We start from the raw sequence: 23,590 nt of genomic DNA on the forward strand, positions 1-23,590 counted from the left end.
CAATAATAACGAAAGAGATGAGAACAATGACGACAAAACTGACCACTGATGCTGTCCCTGCTCCCGACGTCGTGCGCTGTGCCTACATGGAAATTCAGGTCACGAACCTTAAAGCCGCACGCGAATTTTACGTCGATATCCTCGGCCTGGTCGTGACCGCCGAAGATGACAAAACCCTCTACCTGCGTTCGATGGAAGAGTTTATTCACCATAACCTGGTGCTGCGCGAAGGCCCGGTCGCCGCCGTGGCGGCGTTTGCTTTCCGCGTGCGCACGCCGGAAGACGTCGATCGCGCCGAAGCGTATTTCAAGGCGCTTGGCTGCCGTACCGAGCGGCGGGTGAACGGGTTCGCCAAAGGCATCGGCGATGCGGTGCGGGTAGAGGATCCGCTCGGTTTCCCGTATGAGTTTTTCTACGACGTGCAGCACGTCGAGCGCCTGGCCTGGCGCTACGATCTGTATACGCCGGGCGCGCTGGTGCGCCTCGATCACTTTAACCAAATCACCCCTGACGTGCCGCGCGCCGTGGAATACATCCAGGGGCTGGGCTTCCGCGTAACGGAAGACATCCGCGATGAAGACGGCGTGGTTTACGCCGCCTGGATGCGCCGCAAGGCGACGGTGCACGATACCGCGATGACCGGCGGCGCCGGGCCGCGCATGCACCACATCGCCTTCGCCACCCATGAAAAGCACAATATTTTGGCCATCTGCGACAAGCTCGGCGCGCTGCGCAAATCCGATTTGATCGAACGCGGCCCCGGCCGGCACGGCGTCTCCAACGCGTTCTACCTCTACCTGCGCGATCCCGATGGCCACCGCGTGGAAATCTACACGCAGGATTACTACACCGGCGATCCGGACAACCCGACCGTGACCTGGGACGTGCATGACAACCAGCGCCGCGACTGGTGGGGCAATCCGGTGGTGCCGAGCTGGTATACCGAAGGATCGCTGGTGCTGGATCTCGATGGGCAGCCACAGCCGGTCATCGAGCGCAGTGCGCCCAGCGAAATGGCCGTCACCATCGGCGCAGACGGTTTTTCCTATACCCGCGAGGGCGATACGGAAAAAGGTTTCAAACTTGGCAATACGCTGTAAATGCCGCTGCGCGGGCGGCGCCCGCGCATATTTGCCGTTTGGAGAACGCAATGCCCCATTTTTACGCTGAATGTACCGACAACATCCGCCGCGAGGCGGATTTGCCCACCCTGTTCGCCAAGGTCAACGAGGCGCTGGCGGCGACCGGCATCTTTCCGCTGGCCGGCGTGCGCAGCCGCGCCATCTGGCTCGACACCTGGCAGATGGCCGACGGCAAGCAGGACTACGCCTTCGTGCACATGACGCTGAAGATCGGCCACGGCCGCAGTCTGGAAAGCCGGCAGCAGGTGGGCGAGATGCTGTTTGCGCTGATCAAGGAACACTTCGCCGCGCTGATGGCGCAGCGTTACCTGGCGCTCTCTTTCACCATGGAAGAGCTGGATCCGGTGCTGAATTACAAACAGAACAATGTCCACGCGCTGTTCAACAAGGCGTGAATAAGGGGTCGTAAATGCTGGATAAAGAGCAGGTTAACCGCGCCGTACAGCGCCTGCATCAGGCGGAAAAGAGTCGTGAACAGATCCGCGCGCTGTCGCTCGATCATCCCGAGATCACCATCGAAGACGCCTATGCCATTCAACGGCAGTGGGTGGAGCTGAAGATCGCCGAGGGGCGTACGCTCAAAGGCCACAAGATCGGCCTGACCTCGCGCGCCATGCAGGTGAGTTCGCAGATTACCGAGCCGGACTATGGCGCGCTGCTGGACGACATGTTCTTCAACGACGGCAGCGACATTCCGATCGATCGCTTTATCGTGCCGCGGGTGGAGGTGGAGCTGGCGTTCGTGTTGGCCAAGCCGCTGCGCGGGCCGAACTGCACGCTGTTCGACGTCTATAACGCCACCGACTACGTCATTCCCGCGCTGGAGATCATCGACGCGCGCAGCCACAACGTCGATCCCGAGACTCAGCGGCCGCGCAAGGTGTTCGACACCATCTCCGACAACGCCGCCAACGCCGGGGTGGTGATGGGCGGGCGGCCGATCAAGCCGGATGCGCTGGATCTGCGCTGGATCTCCGCGCTGCTGTACCGCAACGGCGTGATTGAAGAATCCGGCGTGGCGGCGGCGGTGCTCAACCACCCGGCCAACGGCGTGGCCTGGCTGGCCAACAAGCTGGCGCCGTATGAGGTGGAGCTGGAAGCGGGGCAAGTGATCCTCGGCGGCTCCTTCACCCGGCCGGTGCCGGCGCGGCGCGGCGATACCTTCCACGTCGACTACGGCCCGATGGGCTGCATCAGCTGCCGCTTCGTCTAAAAAGCAGGCTCGGCGAACCGGGCCGCAATAAACCGGGCGGGGCCATGCGCTACGCCCGCTTGTCAGGGAGAATGCGATGTTAACCAACCACTTCAAGCGTGCGCTGCAGGAAAAACGCCCGCAGATCGGGCTGTGGCTCGGGCTGTGCAGCAGCTACAGCGCCGAGCTGCTGGCCGGCGCCGGTTTCGACTGGCTGCTGATCGACGGCGAACATGCGCCCAACAACGTGCAAACGGTGCTGGGGCAGCTGCAGGCGGTCGCGCCTTACCCGAGCCAGCCGGTGGTGCGGCCACCGTGGAACGACGCGGTGATCATCAAGCAGCTGCTGGACGTCGGCGCGCAAACCTTGCTTATCCCGATGATTCAAAACGCCGAACAGGCGCGCGACGCGGTGCGCGCTACGCGCTATCCGCCGCACGGCGTGCGCGGCGTCGGCAGCGCCCTAGCGCGCGCTTCGCGGTGGAACCGGGTGCCCGATTACCTGCAGCAGGCCGATGAGCAGATGTGCGTGCTGGTGCAGATTGAAACCCGCGAAGCGGTGAAAAACCTCGACGCCATTTTGCAGGTGGATGGGGTGGACGGCGTGTTTATCGGCCCGGCGGATCTCAGCGCCGACATGGGCTTTGCCGGTAATCCGCAGCACCCGGAGGTGCAGCGCACCATCGACGACGCCATCGCGCGCATCCGCACCGCCGGCAAGGCGCCGGGCATTTTGATGGCCAACAAGGCACTGGCGCAGCGCTATCTGGAGGCCGGCGCGCTGTTCGTTGCGGTGGGGGTGGACACCACCCTGCTGGCACGGGCGGCGGAAGCCCTGGCGGACGAATTCAAACGGGGCGGGGCGCAAGCGCCTTCATCGGGAGTCTACTGAACCATGAACCACGTCGATTCGCTGCAGCCGGCCAACCCGGCGCAGCAACATAAAGCGTTAACCGCCGCCGAGCAATCGGTGATTAAAAAGTTGTTTCGGCGCCTGATCATTTTCCTGTTCGTGTTGTTTGTTTTCTCTTTCCTCGATCGTATCAACATCGGCTTCGCCGGGCTGACGATGGGCAAAGATCTCGGCCTCAGCTCGACCATGTTCGGGCTGGCGGCGACGTTGTTCTATGTCACCTACGTGATCTTCGGCATTCCGAGCAACATGATGCTGAGCCGGGTCGGCGCGCGGCGCTGGATCGCCACCATCATGGTGCTGTGGGGCATCGCCTCCACCTGCACCATGTTCGCCACCGGGCCGACCAGCCTGTACGTGCTGCGCATGATCGTCGGCATCACCGAGGCCGGTTTCCTGCCGGGCATTCTGGTGTACCTCACCTACTGGTTCCCGGCGTTCTACCGCGCCCGCGCCAACGCGCTGTTCATGATCGCCATGCCGGTGACCATGGCGATCGGCTCGCTGGTCTCCGGCTATATCCTGGCGCTGGACGGGGTGATGAACCTGAAGGGCTGGCAGTGGCTGTTCCTGCTGGAAGGCATTCCGTCGGTGCTGCTGGGCGTGGTGGTGTGGTTCTACCTCGACGATACGCCGGCCAAGGCCAAGTGGCTGACCGACGAGGAGAAAGCCAGCCTGCAGGCGATGATGGAAGCCGATAAGCTGCAGCTGGTGCAGCCCAACGGGCCGAGCAGCCACCGCGCGCTGCAACAGCGCAGCCTGTGGCGCGAGATCTGCACGCCGATTGTGCTGATGTATACGCTGGCCTATTTCTGCCTGACCAACACCCTGAGCGCGATCAACATCTGGACGCCGCAGATCCTGCAAAGCTTCAACCAGGGCAGCAGCAACGTGACGATCGGCATTTTGGCGGCGATCCCGCAGATCTGCACCATCGCCGGCATGGTGTGGTGGAGCAAACGATCCGACAGGCTGCAGGAGCGCAAGCACCACACCGCGCTGCCGTACCTGTTCGCCGCCGCCGGCTGGCTGCTGGCGTCCGCCACCGATCACAGCCTGATCCAGTTGCTCGGGATCGTGATGGCCTCGGTCGGCTCCTTTACCGCCATGGCGATCTTCTGGACCACGCCGGATCAGTCGATCAGTCTGGAAGCGCGCGCGGTGGGGATCGCGGTGATCAACGCCACCGGCAACATCGGATCGGCGCTCAGCCCGCTGTTGATCGGCTGGTTCAAGGATCTGACCGGCAGCTTTAACTCCGGGCTGTATTTCGTCTCGGCGCTGTTGATCGTCGGCGCCGTGCTGGTGTGGCGCATTCCGATGAAGGATTCGCGCCCGAGAGCGACGCCTTGATGCGCAAGTGGGCATGATTGCAGGAGGTCATGAGGTGCGGAAAAGTACCGGCTTTATCGCCAACATCGATATTTGCAAAGAGTATGACGCGCGCTACGCCGCCGACGAGGTGCACTACGAAACCTTCGCCGGGCTGGCGGCGTTCTTCGGCCGCGACATGCAGGTGCATTGGCACGACTGCTTCTTCCAGGTGCATTTCCTGGAGACCGGCAAGATAGAGCTGCAGCTCGACGATCAGCACTATTCGGTGCAGGCGCCGCTGTTCATCCTCACGCCGCCGTCGGTGCCGCATGCGTTCTTCACCGAACCGGACAGCGACGGCCATGTGCTGACGGTGCGCCAGGAGCTGATTTGGCCGCTGCTGGAGCATCTTTATCCCGGCAGCAACCTGGCGCTGGACATGCCGGGCATCTGCCTGTCGCTGGCCGACGCGCCGCAGGAGCTGACGGCGCTCAGCCACTACTGGGCGCTGATCCGCCGCGAGTTCGGGCAGAACCTGGCCGGGCGCGAACAGACGCTGGCGCTGCTGGCGCAGGCGGTGTTCACGCTGCTGCTGCGCAACACCGCGCTGGAAGACAGCGCCAACAGCGGCGTGCGTGGCGAACTGCAGCTGTTTCAGCGGTTCAACAAGATGGTGGACGAGCGTTTTCGTGAGCACCTGCCGGTGCCGGAGTACGCGCAGGCGTTGGGGGTGACCGAATCGCGGCTCAACGACCTGTGCCGGCGTTTCGCCAACCGGCCGCCCAAGCGGCTGATCTTCGATCGGCTGCTGCGCGAGGCCAAACGCATGCTGCTGTTCAGCGCCTGTACGGTGCATGAAACCGCCTACAGCCTCGGCTTCAAGGATCCGGCCTATTTCGCCCGTTTTTTCAATCGGCTGGAAGGCTGTTCCCCCTCGACCTACCGCGCGGCGCAACATGCCCTTTCGTAACCGCGATCACAGTTTGCCGCGAAAGCGGCAAACTGACCTGAAAAGTACCGGCGATTGCCGCAAAAGTCTCTTCTCGAAACCGGCTTTGGCAGCTTCAATTAAGCAACCAAAAGAAAACATTATTTTAACAAATGGCCGGATCCACGGCCTGAAAAATGCCGATGACGAGGAAGACCCGATGAAACCAGAAGACTTTCGTGCCGACAGCAAACGCCCGTTCACCGGCGCCGAATACCTGAAAAGTTTGCAGGACAGCCGCGAAATCTACATTTACGGCGAGCGCGTGAAAGACGTCACCACGCACCCGGCGTTCCGCAACGCGGCGGCGTCAGTCGGCCAGCTGTACGACGCGTTGCACGATCCGGCCAGCCAGGATCGCCTGTGCTGGAATACCGACACCGGCAACGGCGGCTATACCCACAAATTCTTCCGCTACGCCCGCAGCCCGGAAGAGATGCGCCAGCAGCGCGATGCCATCGCCGACTGGTCGCGCCAAAGCTACGGCTGGATGGGGCGTACGCCGGACTACAAGGCCGCCTTCGGCTGCGCGCTGGGCGCTTATCCGGAGTTCTACGGCCAGTTTGCCGACAACGCGCGCCACTGGTACAAACGCATTCAGGAAACCGGGCTCTATTTCAACCACGCCATCGTCAACCCGCCGATCGACCGCCACAAGCCGGTCAACGAGGTGAAGGACGTCTACATTCAGGTGGAGAAAGAGACCGACGCCGGCATCATCGTCAGCGGCGCCAAAGTGGTGGCCACCAACTCGGCGTTGACCCACTACAACTTCATCGGCTTCGGTTCGGCGCAGGTGATGGGCGATAACCCGGACTTCGCGCTGATGTTCGTGGCGCCGATGGACGCCGAAGGGGTGAAGCTGATTTCGCGCGCCTCCTACGAGCTGGTGGCCGGCGCCACCGGATCGCCGTTCGACTACCCGCTCACCAGCCGCTTCGACGAGAACGACGCGATCCTGATCATGGATCATGTGCTTATCCCGTGGGAAAACGTGCTGATCTACCGCGATTTCGACCGCTGCCGCCGCTGGAGCACCCAGGGCGGTTTCGCCCGGTTGTTCCCGCTGCAGGCCTGCGTGCGCCTGGCGGTGAAGATGGACTTTATCACCGCGCTGCTGCAAAAGAGCCTCTCGTGCACCGGCGTGCTGGAGTTCCGCGGCGTGCAGGCCGATCTGGGCGAAGTGGTGGCCTGGCGCAACCTGTTCTGGTCGCTGAGCGACGCGATGTGCGCCGAAGCCACAAAATGGGAAAACGGCGCCTACCTGCCGGATTCCGCCGCGCTGCAAACCTACCGCGTGATGGCGCCGATGGCCTACACCAAGGTGAAACACATCATCGAGAAGAACGTCACCAGCGGCCTGATCTACCTGCCGTCCAGCGTGCGCGACATGAACAACCCGGAGATCGACAAGTACCTGGCGCGCTACGTGCGCGGATCGGACGGTATGGATCACGTCGAACGCATCAAGATCCTCAAGCTGATGTGGGATGCGATCGGCAGCGAATTCGGCGGCCGCCACGAGCTGTATGAGATCAACTACGCCGGCAGCCAGGATGAAATCCGCCTGCAGTGCCTGCGTCACGCGCAGGGATCCGGCAACATGGATCGCATGATGCAGATGGTCGACAAGTGCCTGGCCGATTACGATCAGCACGGCTGGAAGGTGCCGCACCTGCGGAACAATGACGATATTAATCAGTTGGATAATCTGCTGAAGTAATTCAGGAGGAGGTGGTATGTCTCAGGAAAATGAACAGCGCCTGCGCTTTCGCGACGCCATGGCCAGCCTGTCGGCGGCGGTGAATATCGTCACCACCGACGGCCCGGCGGGGCGCTGCGGCATCACCGCCACGGCGGTGTGCTCGGTAACCGATACGCCGCCGACGCTGCTGGTGTGCATCAACCGCAACAGCGCGATGAACCCGGTGTTTCAGGAAAACCGCAGGCTGTGCGTCAACGTGCTCAACCACGAGCAGGAGCTGATGGCGCGCCACTTCGCCGGCATGACCGGCGTCAGCATGGAAGATCGCTTCCGGCTGGAAGAGTGGCAGCTCGGTGCGCTGGGGCAGCCGGTGCTGCGCAATACCCTGGCCAGCCTGGAAGGGGAGATCGAGCAGATCCAGAGCATCGGCACCCACCAGATGTACCTGGTGCAGATCAAGCAGATCGCGCTGAGCGAAGCCGGCAACGGGCTGATCTACTTCAAGCGCAATTTCCATTCGGTGATCCACCCGATGGCGGTGCCGGCCTGAGGCGTTGGGGCGCAGCAGGCTGCGCCCCGCGTTTCAACTCTTGTTAGCCGCCAGATCGCTCACCAGGCGGTTAACCGGATCGCTCATGTTGGTGAATTTGCTCAGTTCCGAGCGGGTCACCACCACGAACACCCCGACGTTTTTCGCCGGGATCATCGCCATGTAGGTAATGAACCCGCCGCCGCCGCCGGTCTTCTGAATGATGCCCGGCAGCCCGTCCTTCGGCGCCATATACACCCAACCCAACCCCAGCGCATCCGCTTGCCCCGGCACGTCCATGCCCTTCAGCGACACCAGATCGTGACGCTGGAAGTACATGGTTTGCTCGCTGGCGGCGGTGGTTTTGCGCGGGCCGCTGGCGCTGGAGGAGAGGAATTGTTGCATCCAGCGCTGCATGTCGCGCGGGGTGGAGTAGACGCCGCCGCTGCCGGCCGCGGCGGTGGTGTCGCGGCAGGCGCTCGGGCCGGCCGCCGCCACCATCAGGCGCGAGCACTGCTCGGGGCTCGGCGTCAGCGTGGTGTCGACCATGCCGAGCGGCGCGGTGATTTTCTCTTTCAGCAGCGCGTTGTAGGGCTTGCCCGCAGCGCGCGACAGCGCGTCGGCCAGCAGGTCATACGCCAGGTTGGAGTAGGCGGCGCGTACGCCCGGCGGTACCGTGACGTTGGCATGGGCCAGCCACTGCCAGCGCTGAGCCTTGGTCGGCCAGGTGAACACCGGCGTTTTCGGCGGCTTCTTGCCCGGCTGCTCGCGCGGCAGCGAGCTGGTGTGCGTCGCCAGGTTCAGCAGGGTGATCGGCTGCCCGGCGTTGTAAGCCGGCACATAGGCGCCTTTGGGGGCGTACTTGCGCAGCGGATCGGTCAGTTTGACCTGGCCTGCCGCCGCCATTTTCACCATCACTTCGCTGGTCATCAGCTTGGTGATCGAAGCGATGCGGATCAGCGAATCCGGGCGCGGGCGCAGGTTGTTGCCGGGTTTGGTATCGCCAAAGCTGCGGTTAACCACCTGATTGCCGTCGATCACCACCAGCGCCATGCCGGTGGCGCCGCTGTTGTAGAAAATATGTTCGGCATACTGGTCGACGATTTGCGAAGCCAGCTGCGGGGGCGCGGCCTGCACGGCCAGCGGCGCGGCGCACAGGCCCAGCGCCAGCAATAAAGCGGAGACAGAGTTCTTCAACGGTCGTTATCCATTTAACAATGCAGCGGGGAAAGGGCTCATCCGTCGCCCAGTGTAATGCGCCCGGGCCCCGGCTGCATGTAGAAAAAAGAGCGGTGGCGATAAAATTTTTTCACCGCCGGCGAGCTACTGCGCGCGGGCGAAAATGGCGATCACTTCATCGAGGTGCGCCTTCATCGCCTTGCGGGCGCCGCGCACGTCGCGCGCTTCGATCGCCGCCAGGATCGCCCGGTGTTCCAGTTCGGAACGGTGCGGCATGTCGTCCGGCGTATAGTGGCGTTGCAGCACGCGGAACATGCTGCCGTAACGGTGGCCGAGCAGGTGGCCGATGATGAACGCATAGGCCGGGTTGCCGCTGGCCTGGGCGATGCGGATGTGGAACAGCCGATCGCCGGGGTGGGTGGCGGAACCGGCGCGGTTATCGCGGCAGTTCTGCTCGTAGGCGGCGCGGATGCCCGCCAGCTCTTCGTCGGTGGCGTGGCGCGCGGCCAGCGCGGCGGTCTCCGGTTCGATCAGCAGACGGGTTTGCAGCAGAGAAAACGGCGGCAGCTCGGCGTTGAAATCCAGCTCGATGTTCAGTTCGTCGTCGATCTCCGCCCACTGGTTGCGGCCGGCCTGGGTCATCACCGGCTCCTGCGACGGCGCCAGCGGCGTTGGCGAGCGCACGATCACCCCGTTACCGACCTTGACGTCCACCAGGCCGATCACTTCCAGCGCGATAAGCGCCTCGCGCACCGACGCGCGGCTGACCTGCAACTGCTGGGCGAGATCCCGCTCCGAGGGCAGGCGGCTGCCCGGCGGAAATTCGTTATTTTCGATAAGACGTTTGAGCTGGTCAGCTATCTGTCTGTAAATTCTTGGGTTTTCCAGTCGGGTAATCGGCATTTTTGACCTTTGACGATTCGGCGTTCAGTGATTTGGCGCACAATTATGCGACAAGGCGCTTGAGTAATCGTTATTCAAGTGTAAAAAAATGGTTAATTTAAATGCGGTTTCAAGGCTGTTTTATTAACTTCTTCCCCCAACGATAACGCGTAAAGCGTCTTTTGTCATGTTAGAGGCCTGACCTTTAACCGCCTTTATTGGCCTGACCATTAGACCTTTAGGCCGAGGAGTCAAGATGGATTTAACCGGGAAACGCGTACTGATCACCGCCGCCGGGCAAGGGATCGGTTTTACCACCGCCAGGCTGTTCGCCGCCGCCGGCGCTGAAGTGATCGCCAGCGACATCAACCTCGAGCGCCTGCAGGGCTCTGCCGGGATCCGCGCGCTGACGCTAAACGTCACCGATCCGGCCGCCATCGTGGCGGCGGCGGAAGCGATCGGCCCGATCGACGTTCTGTTCAACTGCGCCGGCGTGGTGCACAGCGGATCGATCCTCGATTGCAGCGAAGATCAGTGGGCGTTCGCGCTCGATCTCAACGTCACCGCGATGTTTCGCATGATCCGCGCTTTCCTGCCGGGCATGTTGGCGCGCGGCAAAGGCTCGATCATCAACATGTCTTCGGTGGCCTCGAGCGTGAAAGGGGTGCCGAACCGCTTCGCTTACAGCGCCAGCAAGGCGGCGGTGATCGGCCTGACGCGCTCGGTGGCGGCGGACTACGTCACGCAGGGCATCCGCTGCAACGCCATCTGCCCCGGCACGGTGGAGTCGCCGTCGCTGCGCCAGCGTATTGCCGAGCAGGCGCGCGAGCAGGGGCGCAGCGAGCAAGAGGTGTATCAGGCGTTCGTCGCCCGTCAGCCGATCGGGCGCATCGGCACCACCGAGGAAATCGCCCAATTGGCGCTGTATCTGGCCTCTGACGCCAGTTCATACACCACCGGCACGGTGCAGATCATCGACGGCGGCTGGAGCAACTGAGCCGCCATTTTTGAGAGAGGAAGGCATGAAACTTTTACGTTACGGGCAACCTGGGCAAGAGCGCCCCGGCATGTTGGATGCGCAAGGCCGCCTGCGCGATTTGTCGCAGCATATCGCCGACGTGGGGGGCGCCGCGTTATTGCCGGCGTCGCTCGCCAAACTGCGTGCGCTGGACAGCGCCACGCTGCCGCTGGTCGAAGGGCAGCCGCGCCTCGGCGCCTGCGTCGGCGGCATCGGCAAGTTTATCTGCATCGGCCTGAACTACGCCGATCACGCGGCAGAGACCGGTGCCGCCATTCCTGAGGAACCGGTGGTGTTCAACAAATGGACCAGCGCGGTGATCGGCCCCCACGATCGGGTGGAGATCCCGCGCGGCTCGCAGAAAACCGACTGGGAAGTGGAGCTGGGCGTGGTGATCGGCCAGGGCGGACGCTACATCAGCGAAGCAGACGCGATGCGCCACGTCGCCGGCTACTGCGTGATCAACGACGTCTCAGAACGCGAATATCAAATTGAGCGCGGCGGCACCTGGGACAAGGGCAAAGGCTGCGACACCTTCGGGCCGATCGGCCCCTGGCTGGTGACCGCCGACGAGATCGCCGATCCGCACAGCCTGAACCTGTGGCTGGAGGTGGACGGCAAGCGCTATCAGGACGGCAACACCAGCACCATGATCTTCCGCATTCCGCAGATCGTCAGCTACCTCAGCCGCTTCATGAGCCTGCAGCCGGGCGATGTGATCTCCACCGGCACGCCGCCGGGCGTCGGGATGGGGCAGAAACCGCAGCCTATCTATCTGCGGGCGGGCCAGACGATGCGTCTGGGCATCGAAGGGCTGGGCGAACAGCGCCAGCAAACCGTACAGGCCTAACCGGGAGCGCCGCCATGACCACCATTACCGCACTGCGGGTTGAAGACATTCGTTTCCCCACGTCGCTGGGGCTGGACGGATCCGACGCCATGAATCCGGATCCCGACTATTCCGCCGCCTACGTGATCCTGGAGACCGATCGCGCGGATCTCAGCGGCCACGGGCTGACGTTCACCATCGGCCGCGGCAACGAGATCTGCTGCGCGGCGATCCGCGCGCTGGAACACCAGATCGTCGGCGAGCGGCTGGAGGATATCGCCGCCGACATGGGCGCCTTCTGGCGGCGCTTCACCAGCGACAGCCAGCTGCGCTGGATCGGGCCGGACAAGGGGGCCATTCACCTGGCGACCGGCGCGGTGGTCAACGCGGTGTGGGATCTGTGGGCCAAATCGGTCGGCAAGCCGGTGTGGCGGCTGGTGGCGGAGATGACGCCGGAGGAGCTGGTGCGCTGCATCGACTTCCGTTACATCACCGACTGCATCACGCCGCAGGAGGCGCTGGCGCTGCTGAAACAGCGGGCCGAGGGCAAAGAGCAGCGCCTGGCGCGGCTGCTGCAGGAAGGCTATCCCTGCTACACCACCTCCGCCGGCTGGCTGGGGTATCCGGACGACAAGCTGCGCCGCCTGTGCCAGGAAGCGGTCGACGCCGGTTTCTCCTACCTGAAGCTGAAGGTTGGGCGCGATCTGGAAGACGACATCCGCCGGGTGCGCATCGCCCGCGAGGTGATCGGCCCGGATCGCCGGCTGATGATCGACGCCAACCAGGTGTGGGAGGTGGACGAAGCCATTCCGTGGGTGAAGCATCTGGCGTTCGCCAAACCCTGGTTTATCGAAGAGCCGACCAGCCCGGATGACGTGGAAGGGCACCGCCGCATCCGCGAAGGGGTGGCGCCGGTCAAGGTGGCCACCGGTGAGATGTGCCAGAACCGCATCATGTTCAAGCAATTCATCATGCGCGGCGCGGTAGACGTGGTGCAGATCGACGCCTGCCGCCTTGGCGGCGTCAACGAAGTGCTGGCGGTGATGCTGATGGCGGCCAAATACCAGCTGCCGGTCTGCCCACACGCCGGCGGCGTCGGGCTGTGCGAGTACGTGCAGCACCTGTCGATGATCGACTACCTGTGCATTGCCGGCACCCACGAAGGCCGGGTGATCGAGTATGTCGATCATTTGCATGAACACTTTGTCGATCCCTGCGTGATCAAAGGCGCGGCCTACATGCCGCCGAGCCGTCCCGGCTATTCGATCGAGATGCATCCATCGTCGATCGCGCAGTATCGATTCCGCGGGTGAGGCGGGAGGATCGCATGCCGCGCATCGACGCTCACCAGCACTACTGGCGCTATCACCCCCAGCACTACCCGTGGATTGACGAGCGGATGAGCGTGCTGCGGCAGGATTTCGATCCGCCCCGGCTGCGGCCGCTGTTGCAGGAACAAGGGTTCGACGGCGCGCTGGCGGTGCAGGCGCGCCCCAGCGAGGAAGAGACACTGGCCCTGCTGGCGCTGGCTGAACAGGGCGAGGGCGTATGCGGCGTGGTGGGCTGGCTGGATATCGCCGCGCCGCAGCTGGCGCAGCGTCTGGAGGCCTTGCGGCCTTACAGCGCGCTGCGCGGGGTGCGCCATCAGGTGCAGGACGAAGCGGATCCGGCGGCCTGGCTGGCGCGGCCGGAGGTGGAACGCGGCATGCAAACGCTGCAGCGCGCCGGGTATGTGTACGAGATCCTGGTGACGCACCGGCATCTGGCGGCAGCGGCGGCGTTCGCCGCCCGCCACGATGAACACTGGCTGGTGTTGGATCATCTCGGCAAGCCGGACATCGCGCGCGGCGCGCGGCACTGGGCGCAGCAAATCCGGCCGCTGGCGGCGCTGCCGCACGTGGTCTGCAAGCTGTCGGGGCTGATCACCGAGGCGCCGGGTGGCCGGTGGCGGGCGGAAGAACTGCTGCCGTTCTTCGACGCCGCGCTGGAGGCGTTCGGCCCGCAGCGGCTGATGTTCGGCTCCGACTGGCCGGTGTGCCTGCTGGCCGGCGACTACCGCCAGGTGGTGCAACTGTGCGAACGGGCGCTATCGGCGCTGGGGGCCGCCGAGCAGGCGGCGATTTGGGGCGACACCGCCTGGCGAATTTACGGTTTAACGGAGTCTGGTTATGGATCTGTATCTGCAAGATAAGGTGGTGCTGGTCACCGGCGGCGGTGCCGGCATCGGCGCGGCGATTGCTCATGTGCTGGCCGAAGAAGGCGCGATCCCGGTGCTGGTCACCAACGCCGCGCCGGAGGCGGCGCTGCTGGCCGATTTGCAGCGGCTGCAGCCGCGCACCGAGGTGATCCTCACCGAACTGTGCGACGAGGCGGCTTGCCGCCGCGCGGTCAGCCAGACGCTGGCGGCCTTCGGCCGCATCGACGGGCTGGTGAATAACGCCGGGGTCAACGACGGCGTCGGGCTGGAGGCAGGGCGCGAAGCGTTCGTCGGCTCGCTGGAAAAGAACCTGGTGCACTACTACCTGATGGCGCACCTGTGCCAGGCGGCGCTGCAGGAGAGCCGGGGCGCCATCGTCAACATCGCCTCCAAGACCGCGCTCAGCGGCCAGGGTGGCACCAGCGGCTATACCGCCGCCAAGGGCGCGGTGCTGGCGCTGACGCGCGAATGGGCGGTGTCGCTGCGCCATGACGGCGTGCGGGTGAACGCGGTGGTGCCGGCGGAGGTGATCACCCCACAGTACCAGCGCTGGCTCAACACCTTCGCCGAGCCGCAGCGGCAGATGGCGAAAATCACCGCGCGCATTCCGCTCGGGCAGCGCATGACCACGCCGCAAGAGATCGCCGACACCGTGGCGTTTCTGCTGTCGTCGCGGTCGTCGCATACCACCGGGCAATGGCTGTCGGTGGACGGCGGCTATCTGCATCTCGATCGGGCGCTGACGTGAGCGGCGCGGCGGCAGGGCGGCGCCGTTTCTGCCAGGCGCTCGATCTGATTGACTCACCGGCGCTGATTGCGGAGTACCAGCAGCATCATCAGCGCATCTGGCCGGGCATCGCCGCGCATTTGCGTGAGCACGGCATTCTGGACATGGAGATTTACCGGTTGGGCACCCGGCTGTTCATGATCGTGGAGGTCAGCGCCGATTTCGACGCCGCGCGTTTTGACGCCGCCAGCCTGAACAACCCCGAAGTACAGCGATGGGAAGCGCTGATGTGGCACTACCAGGCCGCCACCCCCTGGACGCCGCAGGGCGAAAAATGGGTGGAAATGGCGCGGATATTTTCTCTGCAACAGCAATAACGCCAACATCATCATCGCCAGACGATACGAGGGTATCACCATGCTTGCTGAAAAAAGTGCGGCCTCGGCGCAGCCGGGCGTCGCCGTGACCGCCAATCTGCGCTGGGCCTTTATCCTGGTCACCAGCCTGTTCTTTATGTGGGGGCTGTCCTATGGCCTGCTGGACGTATTAAACAAACATTTTCAGGAGACGTTGCACGTTACCAAGGCGCAGTCGGGGCTGTTGCAGGCGGCCTATTTCGGCGCCTATTTCCTGGTGGCGCTGCCCGCCGGATACTTTATGGACCGCAAGGGCTATAAAGCGGGCATTCTGGTCGGGCTGTGCCTGTATGCGCTGGGGGCGCTGCTGTTCGTGCCGGCGGCGTCGGCCAACAGCTTCGGCGTGTTCCTGTTTGCGCTGTTCGTTATCGCCAGCGGTTTGGGCTGCCTGGAAACGGCCGCCAACCCGTACGCCACGGTGCTGGGCGACGCGCAGGGCGCCGAACGGCGGCTCAACCTGGCCCAGTCGTTCAACGGCCTCGGGCAGTTTATCGGCCCGTTGATCGGCGGCACGCTGTTCTTCTCCGCCAGCCAGTCCGCCGGCGGCGGCGATCAGAGCGCGGTGAAGATGACCTATGTGGCGATCGCCGTGCTGGTGCTGCTGATCGCGCTGTTGTTCAGCCGCACCCGGCTGCCGGCGATCCGCGAAGAGGAAAAACCGGTGCACGGCGTAATAGCGCAGGGATTGTGGCAGCATCCGCATTTCGTCGGCGGGGTTATCACGCAGTTCTTTTACGTGGCGGCGCAGGTGGGCGTAGGGGCGTTCTTCATCAACTATGCCACCGAACACTGGCGCGAGGTGTCTAACCAGAGCGCCTCTTACCTGCTGTCGATCGCCATGATCTGCTTTATGGTCGGGCGCTTCTTCAGCACCTGGTTGATGGGGCGAGTCAAACCGGCGACGCTGTTGGCGGCCTATGCGCTGATCAACATCGCGCTGTGCGGCGTGGTGATGCTGAGCATCGACGGCGTGTCGGTGGTGGCGCTGATCGCGGTGTTCTTCTTTATGTCGATCATGTTCCCGACCATTTTCGCCCTGGGGGTGAAAAACCTGGGTAAACACACCAAGCGCGCCAGCTCCTTTATGATCATGGCGATCGTCGGCGGCGCCATCATGCCGTACTTTATGGGGGCGCTGGCCGATCGTTACAGCACCGCGCTCTCTTATCTGCTGCCGCTGCTGTGCTTCGCGGTGGTGCTGGTTTACGGCCTGCGGCAGCGCCGCGCCTGATTCAACCCGGCGGCGAATCGGCCTTCGCCGCCGTTGTCAGCGCCTGTGGGCGGGTTCGCATCAGGATCGCCAACGCCAGCAGCAGCACGATGCCGGACAGCACGCCGTTTAGCGTCAAGCCTCCGGCATCCACCACCAGCCCGCCCGCCAGTGAACCGCAGGAAATCGCCAGATTAAACAGCGCGATATACAGTGAAGAGGCGACCTCGACCGCGTCGGGGGCCGCCTTGAGCATCCATGCCATCAGCGAAACGGAAACGCCGCCGTAGGCGATGCCCCACAGCAGGAGGAAGGCGCTGCCGCTCAGCGGCGCGTGGCCCAGCAGCGGCAGCAGCAGGACGGCGAGCGCCAGCCCGAGGGCGATCAGCGCCAGGGTGCGGCGCAGCCGTTTGGCGGCGGCCTGGCCGGCGATGAAATTCCCGATGATACCGGCGGCGCCGTAGGCGAACAGTAGCGGACCCACCCAGCGGCCCTCGATGCCGGCGACCGTCTGCAGCAGCGGGCGGACAAAGGTGTAAGCCATAAAGTGGCCGGCGACCAGCAGAAACGTCAGCAGCAGCCCGGTCATCAGCCGACGATTCGCGCGCTGCACGGTGAACGACCGCCAGCTTATCGCCTGCGTGACCGGTAGCGGCGGCAGCACGCACAGCAGCAGGAGCAGGGTCAGCGCCGCCAGGACGGCGACGGCCAGAAACGCCATGCGCCAGCCCAGCGCTTCGCCGAGGAATACGCCGAGCGGCACGCCGAACACCGAGGCCGCCGCTACGCCGCCGAAGATGACGGACAGCGCCAATCCGACGGAAGTCGGCGGCACCAGACGTTCCGCCAACCCACCCGCGATGGCCCAGATGCCGCCGATGCAAAAGCCCAGCAGGATGCGCGCAGCAAACAGCAGCGCCATGGAGGTGGCGGCGGCGGCCAGCAGGTTGGCGGCGAGCAGCAGCAGTAGAAAGGCGATCAGCAGGCTGCGGCGATCCGTGCGCCGGGCACCCAGCACCACCAGCGGGGCGAACAGCGCGGCAAACAGGGCGGGCAGGGAAATCAGCAGCCCGGCGCGGCCTATCGATGCGTTCAAGGTGCTGACGATCGGAGTCAGCAGCCCGACGGGCAGCATTTCTGCCGTGACGACGGTAAAGGTGGACAGGGCGATAGCGAAAGTCGCCAGCCAGGGTTTTGCGCCGCCGCCGGCGTGTAAGGCACTCATAATGACTCTCCCAACAGATGAAGAGCCTCAGTGTATCCGCGCCAAAATGGCTGATAAACTGGCCTGAATGCGCAACATTGGGGATAAATCGTGGCTAATTTACCGTCTATGCCGTTGGATAACCTGACCGACCTGCTGGTGTTCATTCGCGTCGCCGACGCCCGCAGCTTCACGCTGGCGGCCGAGAGACTGGGCATTTCCCGATCGGCGGCGGGCAAATGCGTGAACCGATTGGAGGAGCGATTGGCCACTCGGCTGCTGCAGCGCACCACGCGCAGCGTCAGCCTGACCGAAGACGGCGCGGTGTTTTACGAGTATGCGCAGCGCATCCTGTCGCAGGCCGAAGAGGCGGAAACGGCGCTGAATACGCGGCGGCAAACGCCGCGCGGGCGGCTGCGGCTGGATCTGCCGGTCTCGTTGGGGCGATTGCATATCCTGCCGATTCTGCGGGAGTTTTTGGCGCAGTGGCCGGAGGTGGACGCCGACGTCAGCTTCTCCGACGATTACAGCGATCTGGTGCGCGACGGCATCGACGTGGCTGTCCGCGTTGGCGGCAGCGACGACAGCCGGCTGGTGCGGCGGGTGCTCGCGCCGCATCGCCTGATCACCTGCGCGGCGCCGGATTATCTGGCGCGGCACGGTACGCCTGCAAAACCGGAGGCGTTGGGCGATCACGAGACGCTGGTCTTCAGCCATCAGGGACTGCCGGCGCCCTGGCGCTATTTGGTCAACGGCCAACTGCACGAACAGCCGGTGCGTGGCCGGATGCGTTTCAACAACGTCGAAGCCTTGCGGGATACGGCCGTCGCCGGAGCCGGCCTGTGCCAGGTGGGGGCGTTTCTGGTCGGCGAGCAGATTGCGGCCGGCACGCTGGTGCCGGTGCTGGAGCGCTATTGTCGCCCGGGGCCGCCGATCTGCGCCGTCTATCCCAGCCGACGCCATCTCTCCCCCAAGGTGAAACTGTTTCTGGCGGCGATCGAACGGCGCTGGCAGGGCAGGGCGATTTGGGAAACCGCTTAGCGCGGGCGATTCACGCCGCTTTCAAGGCCAGCGTTCGCCGCATTAAGCGGTAGCCGCCTGCCGCCACCAGCAGCACGATCAGCCCGGCGGTGAGCGTGACGCTGAAGCCGGCCGTTATCCCTATGGCATCGATCGCCAGGCCCGCCAATGCGGCGCCGAGCGCCACGCCTATCCCCAGGCCGGTGACCATCCAGGTCAACCCCTCCGTCAGTCTGGAGGGCGGCACGATGTTTTCAACCAGCCCCATGGCAACGATCATGGTCGGCGCAAAAAACAATCCCGCGACAAACATCGCCGCCGCCAGCGTCAAGACATTGTGCACCCACAGCAGCGGCAGGGTGGTGAAGGCGGTGGCGAATGCCGCGTATAAGAACAGACGAGGCAAGGGGACGGGGATCTTCATTGCGCCGAAAATCAGCCCGGCCAGGCAGGAGCCGAACGCGTAAACCGACAGCACGATGCTGGCGGCGGCCGGCTGCCCTTGCTGCTCGGCGAAGGCCACGCTGATAACGTCCACGGTGCCGACGATGGTACCCAGAGCGATCAGCGCCAGCACCAGGATCTGCATCGACGGCATGGCCAGGATGGCGCGCTGCCGCTGGTTATTGTGGGCGTAAACCGGAGGCTGAGTGCTTTTTTGCGAGGCGAATGCCGCAACGCCCGCCACCAGAAGCAGCGCGGCCACCAGAGGGCCGGCCTCTGGGAAGAGTGAAACGCTAAGCCCCACGGCGATCGGTGGGCCGACGATAAAGGCCACCTCGTCCAATACGGACTCGAATGAAAATGCCGTGTGCAGCTGTGGCGTGCTGCGATAAATTTCGCTCCAGCGGGCCCTGACCATCGCAGAGATGCTGGGCATACTGCCCGCGAGCGCGGCGAAGACAAACAGCGTCCAGTCCGGCGCCCGATAGTGGGTGCAGAGCAACAGCAGCAGCAGGGCGATCGTGCTGACCCCGGTGGCGTAGGGCAACACGCGGCTTTGGCCGTGACGATCCGCCGCGCGCGCGATTTGCGGCGCAAGCAGCGCCATGGAAAAGGCGAACGTCGCCGCCACCGCGCCCGCCAACCAATAGGAGCCGCGTACCTGCGAGAGCATGGTGATGATGCCGATACCGGTCATCGAGACCGGCAGACGCGCGATCAGCCCGGCAGAGGAAAACGCCTTGCTGCCCGGGGCGTTGAACAGTTTGAAATAAGGATTTGCCATGGAAAGGGCTCCGGAATGTTGGCGGCTCGGTATTCGCTCAATGTCCATCATTGACATACGCCACGTATGTTAAGTTAATTGACATACATGGCGTATGTCAATTATAACGTCATCAATAACGAGGCGGAGTGGACCCATGGCACGTAAAGCGCGCGCAGAAATGATTGAAGAAACGCGACAAAAACTGGTGGCGGCCGCCCGTCAGCAGTTTGGCAGCGTGGGGTATGCTGAGACGGTGATGGATGAACTCACCGCGCAAGCCGGTATGACGCGCGGTGCGCTCTATCACCACTTTGGCGACAAGAAAGGTTTGTTTTTGGCCGTCGTGCAAGAAATCGACGCCGAGATGGATGCGCGTCTGGCGGCAATTTCCGCCAACGCGCCCGACGAGTGGAGCGCTTTTGCCGGGCGCTGTCGCGCCTATCTGGCGATGACGATTGAACCGCAAGTGCAGCGCATTTTATTGCGTGACTCACCTTCTGTATTGGGGGCGGAACATCTTCAGGCTAGCCGGTTACAATGTATCGCCTCCATGACGAATATGCTGCAAAAGCTGATGGAACAGCGGACGATCGCGACGACCGCACCTGAGGTATTGGCGCATTTAATCAATGGCGGCCTGATGGATGCCGCGCTTTGGATCGCGAATCAGCAGGATGAGAAGATCGCTTTGGAGCAGGCGTTGGCCGGTTTGACGCTGTTGCTGAACGGCTTGCGGCCAACGGCCGCTTAACCGGACAGGGTATTTACTCCTGCGGCTGCAGCAGAGCGGGCTGGACGTTTTGCGCCAGCTGGATATTGTTGCGGCCGCTGTGCTTCGCCAGATAGAGCGCGGCGTCGGCCGCGCCGATCGCCGATTCGACGTCCAGCTTTTCCAGCGCGGAGATGCCGGCGCTGAGCGTCAGCGTGCCGCTGTGCTGCGGGCTGGCGCCGTGTGGGATGTTCAGTTCCGCCACCCGTTGGCGCACCCGCTCGGCCAGCTGCGCCGCGTAGCCTTCGTGCACGTTGGTCAGCAGCACCAAAAACTCTTCCCCGCCGTAGCGCACCACGATGTCGCGTGAACGTACCGCATCGCGGATGGCGATCGCCACCTGCACCAGCGCCCGGTCGCCCATCGCGTGGCCGTAGCTGTCGTTGTAGACCTTGAAGTGGTCGATATCCAGCAGCAGCACGTAGTGGCGGCCGGTTTGCGGTTCCAGCAGCATGTTGATCTTATTCTCCAGCCCGCGGCGGTTATAAAGACCGGTCAGGGGATCGAGCATGCTTAAATTATTGAATTTGTCCCGTTCGTTATACAGGTTGGCCACCAGCGCGTGGGTAAAGATTTCACTGCGTTTCAACATCAGGTGGTGGATGGAGAAAGCGATAATAGGTAATAGCGTGGTGAATAATATCCGCAGGGTATTATGCATACCGTCTAAAGCCAGGATCACCATTGCGGAAGGCACAGCGTGTAAACAAAAGGCGGTAAAGTTATCCGTCAGAGAAATAGCGCTGATAAAAAAGATGCTGAACAAACTAATTAATAAAAAATCTTGGTTATTCGGTAGGCAATATTGACTTTTAACGTAAATATGGGCGGCCCACAGCAGGCCGAGCAAGCTGGCGAACAGGTTGAGTTTGCACAGGTATTTCCGCGGCGTTTGCAGGGAGAATAGCGCCGCCGCCAGACAAAATAGCGGTATACATAATAAAGGTAGGGTAAATGAGGGCGTATCCCTAAAAGGGAACAATAACGTAAATACGGAAGAGGCGGCATTCATCACCAGAAAAAGAAATAATGCCAGGCGCTGCTTGCTGTTCAGTAATTCCTGATAAGAACGGGCGTTCATACGGAGGTCACTCTTTGCAAAGTCGTTCTGTCGAATAATTAAGGTTGAGAAGCATTCCCTCGGCGCGAAATATCCACGGAAGTTGCATGGTTGATGATTGTGATTATTATCATGCAAACAGGACTAGGAATTTTCTTATGTCAAATTATCATTTTTTCATGCTGGTGTCATCTGGGTTTGGTCACCGCAGTGAAAATGATGCGGCGGCCAAAAAAGTGTTATATGATATTGGTTATCATTATCACTTAAAGGGGGGTTATCATGCTCACCGCCATGATTGCCGCGTGTGGACTGTGGGGCGTCAGCTGGTGCCTCGGCGATCGCCTGGCCAGCGCCTGGGGCGTTTTGCTGCCGTGCGCGCTGATGCCGCTGCTGGCCTTGATCGATCTGAATATGATGCAGCTGCGCACCCTGATTGTGATAGCGATGCTGGCGACGCTGGTGATGCTGTTCAACAGCCGGCTGCGTCACTATCTGCTGCTGCCTTCCTGCATGGCGCTGGCGGGCGGCCTGGCGGCAATCAGCCTCAACTTCAGCTTCGCGTAAACGCCGGAAACGGCAAAACCACGCTTAGGCGTGTTTATCATCAATGCGTTGGGATTTTTTCGAAGGAACTACCGGATAGATCATCAATTGGTGCGAAGAGAGGGACTTGAACCCTCACGTCCGTAAGGACACTAACACCTGAAGCTAGCGCGTCTACCAATTCCGCCACCTTCGCACAGTCGATGTTGTTGCTTTGATTTATATTACGTCGCCAGCTTGGTGCGAAGAGAGGGACTTGAACCCTCACGTCCGTAAGAACACTAACACCTGAAGCTAGCGCGTCTACCAATTCCGCCACCTTCGCATCGATGCTGAGTGCAATATAAATCATGTGGTTATTTGGTGCGAAGAGAGGGACTTGAACCCTCACGTCCGTAAGGACACTAACACCTGAAGCTAGCGCGTCTACCAATTCCGCCACCTTCGCGTACCAGAAACATTACCGGAGTAACGTTACCACGGAGGCGAATTCTAGAGATTTTGGCGGGCACGTCAACAGTTATTTCCCCGCTTTGCGGGCGTTTGCTGGAAAAACAGCCATATCGCCGCTTTTCTGCTGGTCAAACAGCCAAATCAGCCAATCAATCAACACCCTGACCCGTGGCGCCAGGAAACGGCCGGGCGGATACATGATGTAAATCGGCATCGGCGGAGGCGGCGTGTCCGCCAACACTTCCACCAGTTCGCCCCGTTCCAGCCAGGAAGCAAGTGAATAGCGCGCCGCCTGAATCAACCCCATGCCGGCACGCGCGCCGGCGATGTAAGCGTCGGCGCCGCTGACGCTCAGCCGGGCAGGGAGTTCGCGCAGTTCCACCTTGCCGCCACGGCAGAATTCCAGCGGATAATCGCGGTTGCTGGCCAGGGAAAAATACCCTACCGCGCGGTGCGGCGCCAGGCTATCGATGTCGAGCGGGGTGCCGCTGGCCTGCAGGTAAGCGGGGGAAGCGCAGGTGATCTGCGGCAGCTGGGCGATGCGCCGCGCCACCAGGCTGTCGTCTTCGGTTTCCCAGGCGCGCAGCACGCAGTCTACGCCTTCGCGCAACAGATCGACGTGGGTGTCGTTGGCACCCAGCGCCAGCGTGATGTCGGGATAGCGCCGGTAAAAGTCGCCCAGCGCCGGAATGACGATCTGGCGCGCCAGCGAATGGGGCATGTCGATACGCACCTTGCCGGATGGCTGCAGCTTATGGTGGCTGAACAGCGTGTCCGCTTCCTCAAGCGCCCCCAGCAGCTGTACGCAGCGTTGATAGTAAAGGCTGCCTTCGCTGGTCACCTGTACCTGGCGGGTGGTGCGGATCAGCAGGCGCACGCCCAGCCGCTGCTCCAGCCGTTTCAGCGCGTTGCTGACCGTGGCGCGCGGCAGCTGCAGGCGCTCGGCCGCCCGGCTGAAGCTGCCCAGTTCGACGATGCGGGTAAAAATGCGCATGGCTTGAACCTGATCCATGTCCACTCCGGATTGTTGGTGATTTTTGAACAGTGATGTGCGATCTGCATTATTTATCTTTGTAGCGTAAACAAC

Annotated in this window: 24 protein-coding genes and 3 tRNA genes; 18 read left to right on the top strand and 9 right to left on the bottom strand. The window is 62.7% G+C overall.

Annotation, left to right across the window (positions count from 1 at the left end; genetic code table 11):
• Positions 1-26: 26 nt before the first annotated feature.
• The 8 genes from hpaD (at position 27) to hpaC (ending at position 7,804) form a co-directional block, all read left to right on the top strand.
• On the top strand, positions 27-1,100 hold the full coding sequence (gene hpaD / locus QOL81_RS13335; protein ID WP_087762955.1) for a 3,4-dihydroxyphenylacetate 2,3-dioxygenase: 1,074 nt from the start codon (positions 27-29) through the stop codon (positions 1,098-1,100).
• Positions 1,101-1,150: 50 nt separating this feature from the next.
• Entirely contained in the window at positions 1,151-1,537 is a 387-nt protein-coding gene (locus QOL81_RS13340) for a 5-carboxymethyl-2-hydroxymuconate Delta-isomerase (RefSeq protein WP_004933172.1), read from the top strand.
• 14 nt (positions 1,538-1,551) lie between these two features.
• On the top strand, positions 1,552-2,355 hold the full coding sequence (gene hpaH, locus QOL81_RS13345; RefSeq protein WP_004933170.1) for a 2-oxo-hept-4-ene-1,7-dioate hydratase: 804 nt from the start codon (positions 1,552-1,554) through the stop codon (positions 2,353-2,355).
• A 76-nt stretch (positions 2,356-2,431) separates the two neighbouring features.
• On the top strand, positions 2,432-3,226 hold the full coding sequence (gene hpaI / locus QOL81_RS13350) for a 4-hydroxy-2-oxoheptanedioate aldolase (RefSeq protein ID WP_283439882.1): 795 nt from the start codon (positions 2,432-2,434) through the stop codon (positions 3,224-3,226).
• A gap of 3 nt (positions 3,227-3,229) precedes the next feature.
• Entirely contained in the window at positions 3,230-4,600 is a 1,371-nt protein-coding gene (gene hpaX, locus QOL81_RS13355) for a 4-hydroxyphenylacetate permease (protein WP_038878424.1), read from the top strand.
• A gap of 34 nt (positions 4,601-4,634) precedes the next feature.
• A complete protein-coding gene (hpaA, locus tag QOL81_RS13360) occupies positions 4,635-5,531 on the top strand; it encodes a 4-hydroxyphenylacetate catabolism regulatory protein HpaA (RefSeq protein WP_060422240.1) in 897 nt (298 codons plus the stop codon).
• A 178-nt stretch (positions 5,532-5,709) separates the two neighbouring features.
• Complete coding sequence (gene hpaB, locus QOL81_RS13365; RefSeq protein ID WP_019454961.1) at positions 5,710-7,272, top strand: 4-hydroxyphenylacetate 3-monooxygenase, oxygenase component; 1,563 nt, start codon at positions 5,710-5,712, stop codon at positions 7,270-7,272.
• Positions 7,273-7,288: 16 nt separating this feature from the next.
• Positions 7,289-7,804, top strand: coding sequence for a 4-hydroxyphenylacetate 3-monooxygenase, reductase component (hpaC, locus tag QOL81_RS13370; protein ID WP_033636989.1), 516 nt, complete (start codon positions 7,289-7,291; stop codon positions 7,802-7,804).
• A gap of 33 nt (positions 7,805-7,837) precedes the next feature.
• Here hpaC and ampH read toward each other — a convergent pair whose 3' ends face one another.
• Together ampH and QOL81_RS13380 are read right to left on the bottom strand one after the other, a co-directional pair.
• Complete coding sequence (ampH, locus tag QOL81_RS13375; RefSeq protein WP_060440812.1) at positions 7,838-8,980, bottom strand: D-alanyl-D-alanine-carboxypeptidase/endopeptidase AmpH; 1,143 nt, start codon at positions 8,978-8,980, stop codon at positions 7,838-7,840.
• Positions 8,981-9,106: 126 nt separating this feature from the next.
• On the bottom strand, positions 9,107-9,865 hold the full coding sequence (locus QOL81_RS13380; protein ID WP_060422250.1) for a FadR/GntR family transcriptional regulator: 759 nt from the start codon (positions 9,863-9,865) through the stop codon (positions 9,107-9,109).
• 235 nt (positions 9,866-10,100) lie between these two features.
• Between QOL81_RS13380 and QOL81_RS13385 the strand changes: the two genes are divergently transcribed.
• From QOL81_RS13385 to fucP, 7 genes are read left to right on the top strand one after another with little or no spacing between them, the layout of a single operon-like run.
• Positions 10,101-10,841 carry an SDR family oxidoreductase gene (locus QOL81_RS13385; protein ID WP_283439883.1) on the top strand — a complete coding sequence of 247 codons (741 nt, stop codon included), beginning with the start codon at positions 10,101-10,103 and terminating at the stop codon, positions 10,839-10,841.
• Between the two features lie 25 nt (positions 10,842-10,866).
• Complete coding sequence (locus QOL81_RS13390; RefSeq protein ID WP_049202360.1) at positions 10,867-11,712, top strand: fumarylacetoacetate hydrolase family protein; 846 nt, start codon at positions 10,867-10,869, stop codon at positions 11,710-11,712.
• Positions 11,713-11,726: 14 nt separating this feature from the next.
• The gene (locus tag QOL81_RS13395) at positions 11,727-13,004 is read left to right on the top strand and encodes an L-fuconate dehydratase (protein ID WP_060440810.1); all 1,278 of its coding nucleotides are present in this window, start codon (positions 11,727-11,729) and stop codon (positions 13,002-13,004) included.
• Positions 13,005-13,018: 14 nt separating this feature from the next.
• Entirely contained in the window at positions 13,019-13,882 is an 864-nt protein-coding gene (locus tag QOL81_RS13400) for an amidohydrolase family protein (protein ID WP_169318029.1), read from the top strand.
• On the top strand, positions 13,860-14,636 hold the full coding sequence (locus tag QOL81_RS13405; RefSeq protein ID WP_033636997.1) for an L-fucose dehydrogenase: 777 nt from the start codon (positions 13,860-13,862) through the stop codon (positions 14,634-14,636). Before QOL81_RS13400 ends, QOL81_RS13405 begins: the two co-directional genes overlap by 23 nt.
• Positions 14,633-14,992, top strand: coding sequence for an L-rhamnose mutarotase (locus QOL81_RS13410; protein WP_015376547.1), 360 nt, complete (start codon positions 14,633-14,635; stop codon positions 14,990-14,992). Before QOL81_RS13405 ends, QOL81_RS13410 begins: the two co-directional genes overlap by 4 nt.
• A gap of 40 nt (positions 14,993-15,032) precedes the next feature.
• Complete coding sequence (gene fucP, locus QOL81_RS13415; RefSeq protein WP_159318924.1) at positions 15,033-16,262, top strand: L-fucose:H+ symporter permease; 1,230 nt, start codon at positions 15,033-15,035, stop codon at positions 16,260-16,262.
• A 1-nt stretch (position 16,263) separates the two neighbouring features.
• On the opposite strand, the gene QOL81_RS13420 is transcribed toward fucP, so the two are convergent.
• Positions 16,264-17,466: an MFS transporter gene (locus QOL81_RS13420; protein WP_283439884.1), complete on the bottom strand. Its 1,203-nt coding sequence runs from the start codon at positions 17,464-17,466 to the stop codon at positions 16,264-16,266.
• Positions 17,467-17,574: 108 nt separating this feature from the next.
• On the opposite strand from QOL81_RS13420, the gene QOL81_RS13425 reads away from it, so the two are divergent.
• The gene (locus tag QOL81_RS13425) at positions 17,575-18,486 is read left to right on the top strand and encodes a LysR family transcriptional regulator (RefSeq protein ID WP_349361517.1); all 912 of its coding nucleotides are present in this window, start codon (positions 17,575-17,577) and stop codon (positions 18,484-18,486) included.
• A 10-nt stretch (positions 18,487-18,496) separates the two neighbouring features.
• On the opposite strand, the gene QOL81_RS13430 is transcribed toward QOL81_RS13425, so the two are convergent.
• A complete protein-coding gene (locus QOL81_RS13430; RefSeq protein WP_060422285.1) occupies positions 18,497-19,693 on the bottom strand; it encodes an MFS transporter in 1,197 nt (398 codons plus the stop codon).
• Between the two features lie 136 nt (positions 19,694-19,829).
• Between QOL81_RS13430 and QOL81_RS13435 the strand changes: the two genes are divergently transcribed.
• Positions 19,830-20,426, top strand: coding sequence for a TetR/AcrR family transcriptional regulator (locus QOL81_RS13435; RefSeq protein WP_060422288.1), 597 nt, complete (start codon positions 19,830-19,832; stop codon positions 20,424-20,426).
• A 13-nt stretch (positions 20,427-20,439) separates the two neighbouring features.
• On the opposite strand, the gene QOL81_RS13440 is transcribed toward QOL81_RS13435, so the two are convergent.
• Positions 20,440-21,525 carry a GGDEF domain-containing protein gene (locus tag QOL81_RS13440; RefSeq protein WP_060422291.1) on the bottom strand — a complete coding sequence of 362 codons (1,086 nt, stop codon included), beginning with the start codon at positions 21,523-21,525 and terminating at the stop codon, positions 20,440-20,442.
• 261 nt (positions 21,526-21,786) lie between these two features.
• Here QOL81_RS13440 and QOL81_RS13445 point away from each other — a divergent pair, with 261 nt between their 5' ends.
• On the top strand, positions 21,787-22,071 hold the full coding sequence (locus QOL81_RS13445; RefSeq protein ID WP_048233751.1) for a DUF1435 domain-containing protein: 285 nt from the start codon (positions 21,787-21,789) through the stop codon (positions 22,069-22,071).
• 88 nt (positions 22,072-22,159) lie between these two features.
• On the opposite strand, the gene QOL81_RS13450 is transcribed toward QOL81_RS13445, so the two are convergent.
• The 4 genes from QOL81_RS13450 to QOL81_RS13465 form a co-directional block, all read right to left on the bottom strand.
• A tRNA-Leu gene (locus tag QOL81_RS13450) sits at positions 22,160-22,246 on the bottom strand.
• Positions 22,247-22,288: 42 nt separating this feature from the next.
• Positions 22,289-22,375 (bottom strand) — tRNA-Leu (locus QOL81_RS13455).
• 36 nt (positions 22,376-22,411) lie between these two features.
• Positions 22,412-22,498 (bottom strand) — tRNA-Leu (locus tag QOL81_RS13460).
• Between the two features lie 72 nt (positions 22,499-22,570).
• Entirely contained in the window at positions 22,571-23,515 is a 945-nt protein-coding gene (locus QOL81_RS13465) for a LysR family transcriptional regulator (RefSeq protein WP_102985477.1), read from the bottom strand.
• Positions 23,516-23,590 lie beyond the last annotated feature (75 nt).

Source organism: Serratia sp. CC22-02 (assembly GCF_900182895.1).
Taxonomy (GTDB): domain Bacteria; phylum Pseudomonadota; class Gammaproteobacteria; order Enterobacterales; family Enterobacteriaceae; genus Serratia; species Serratia nevei.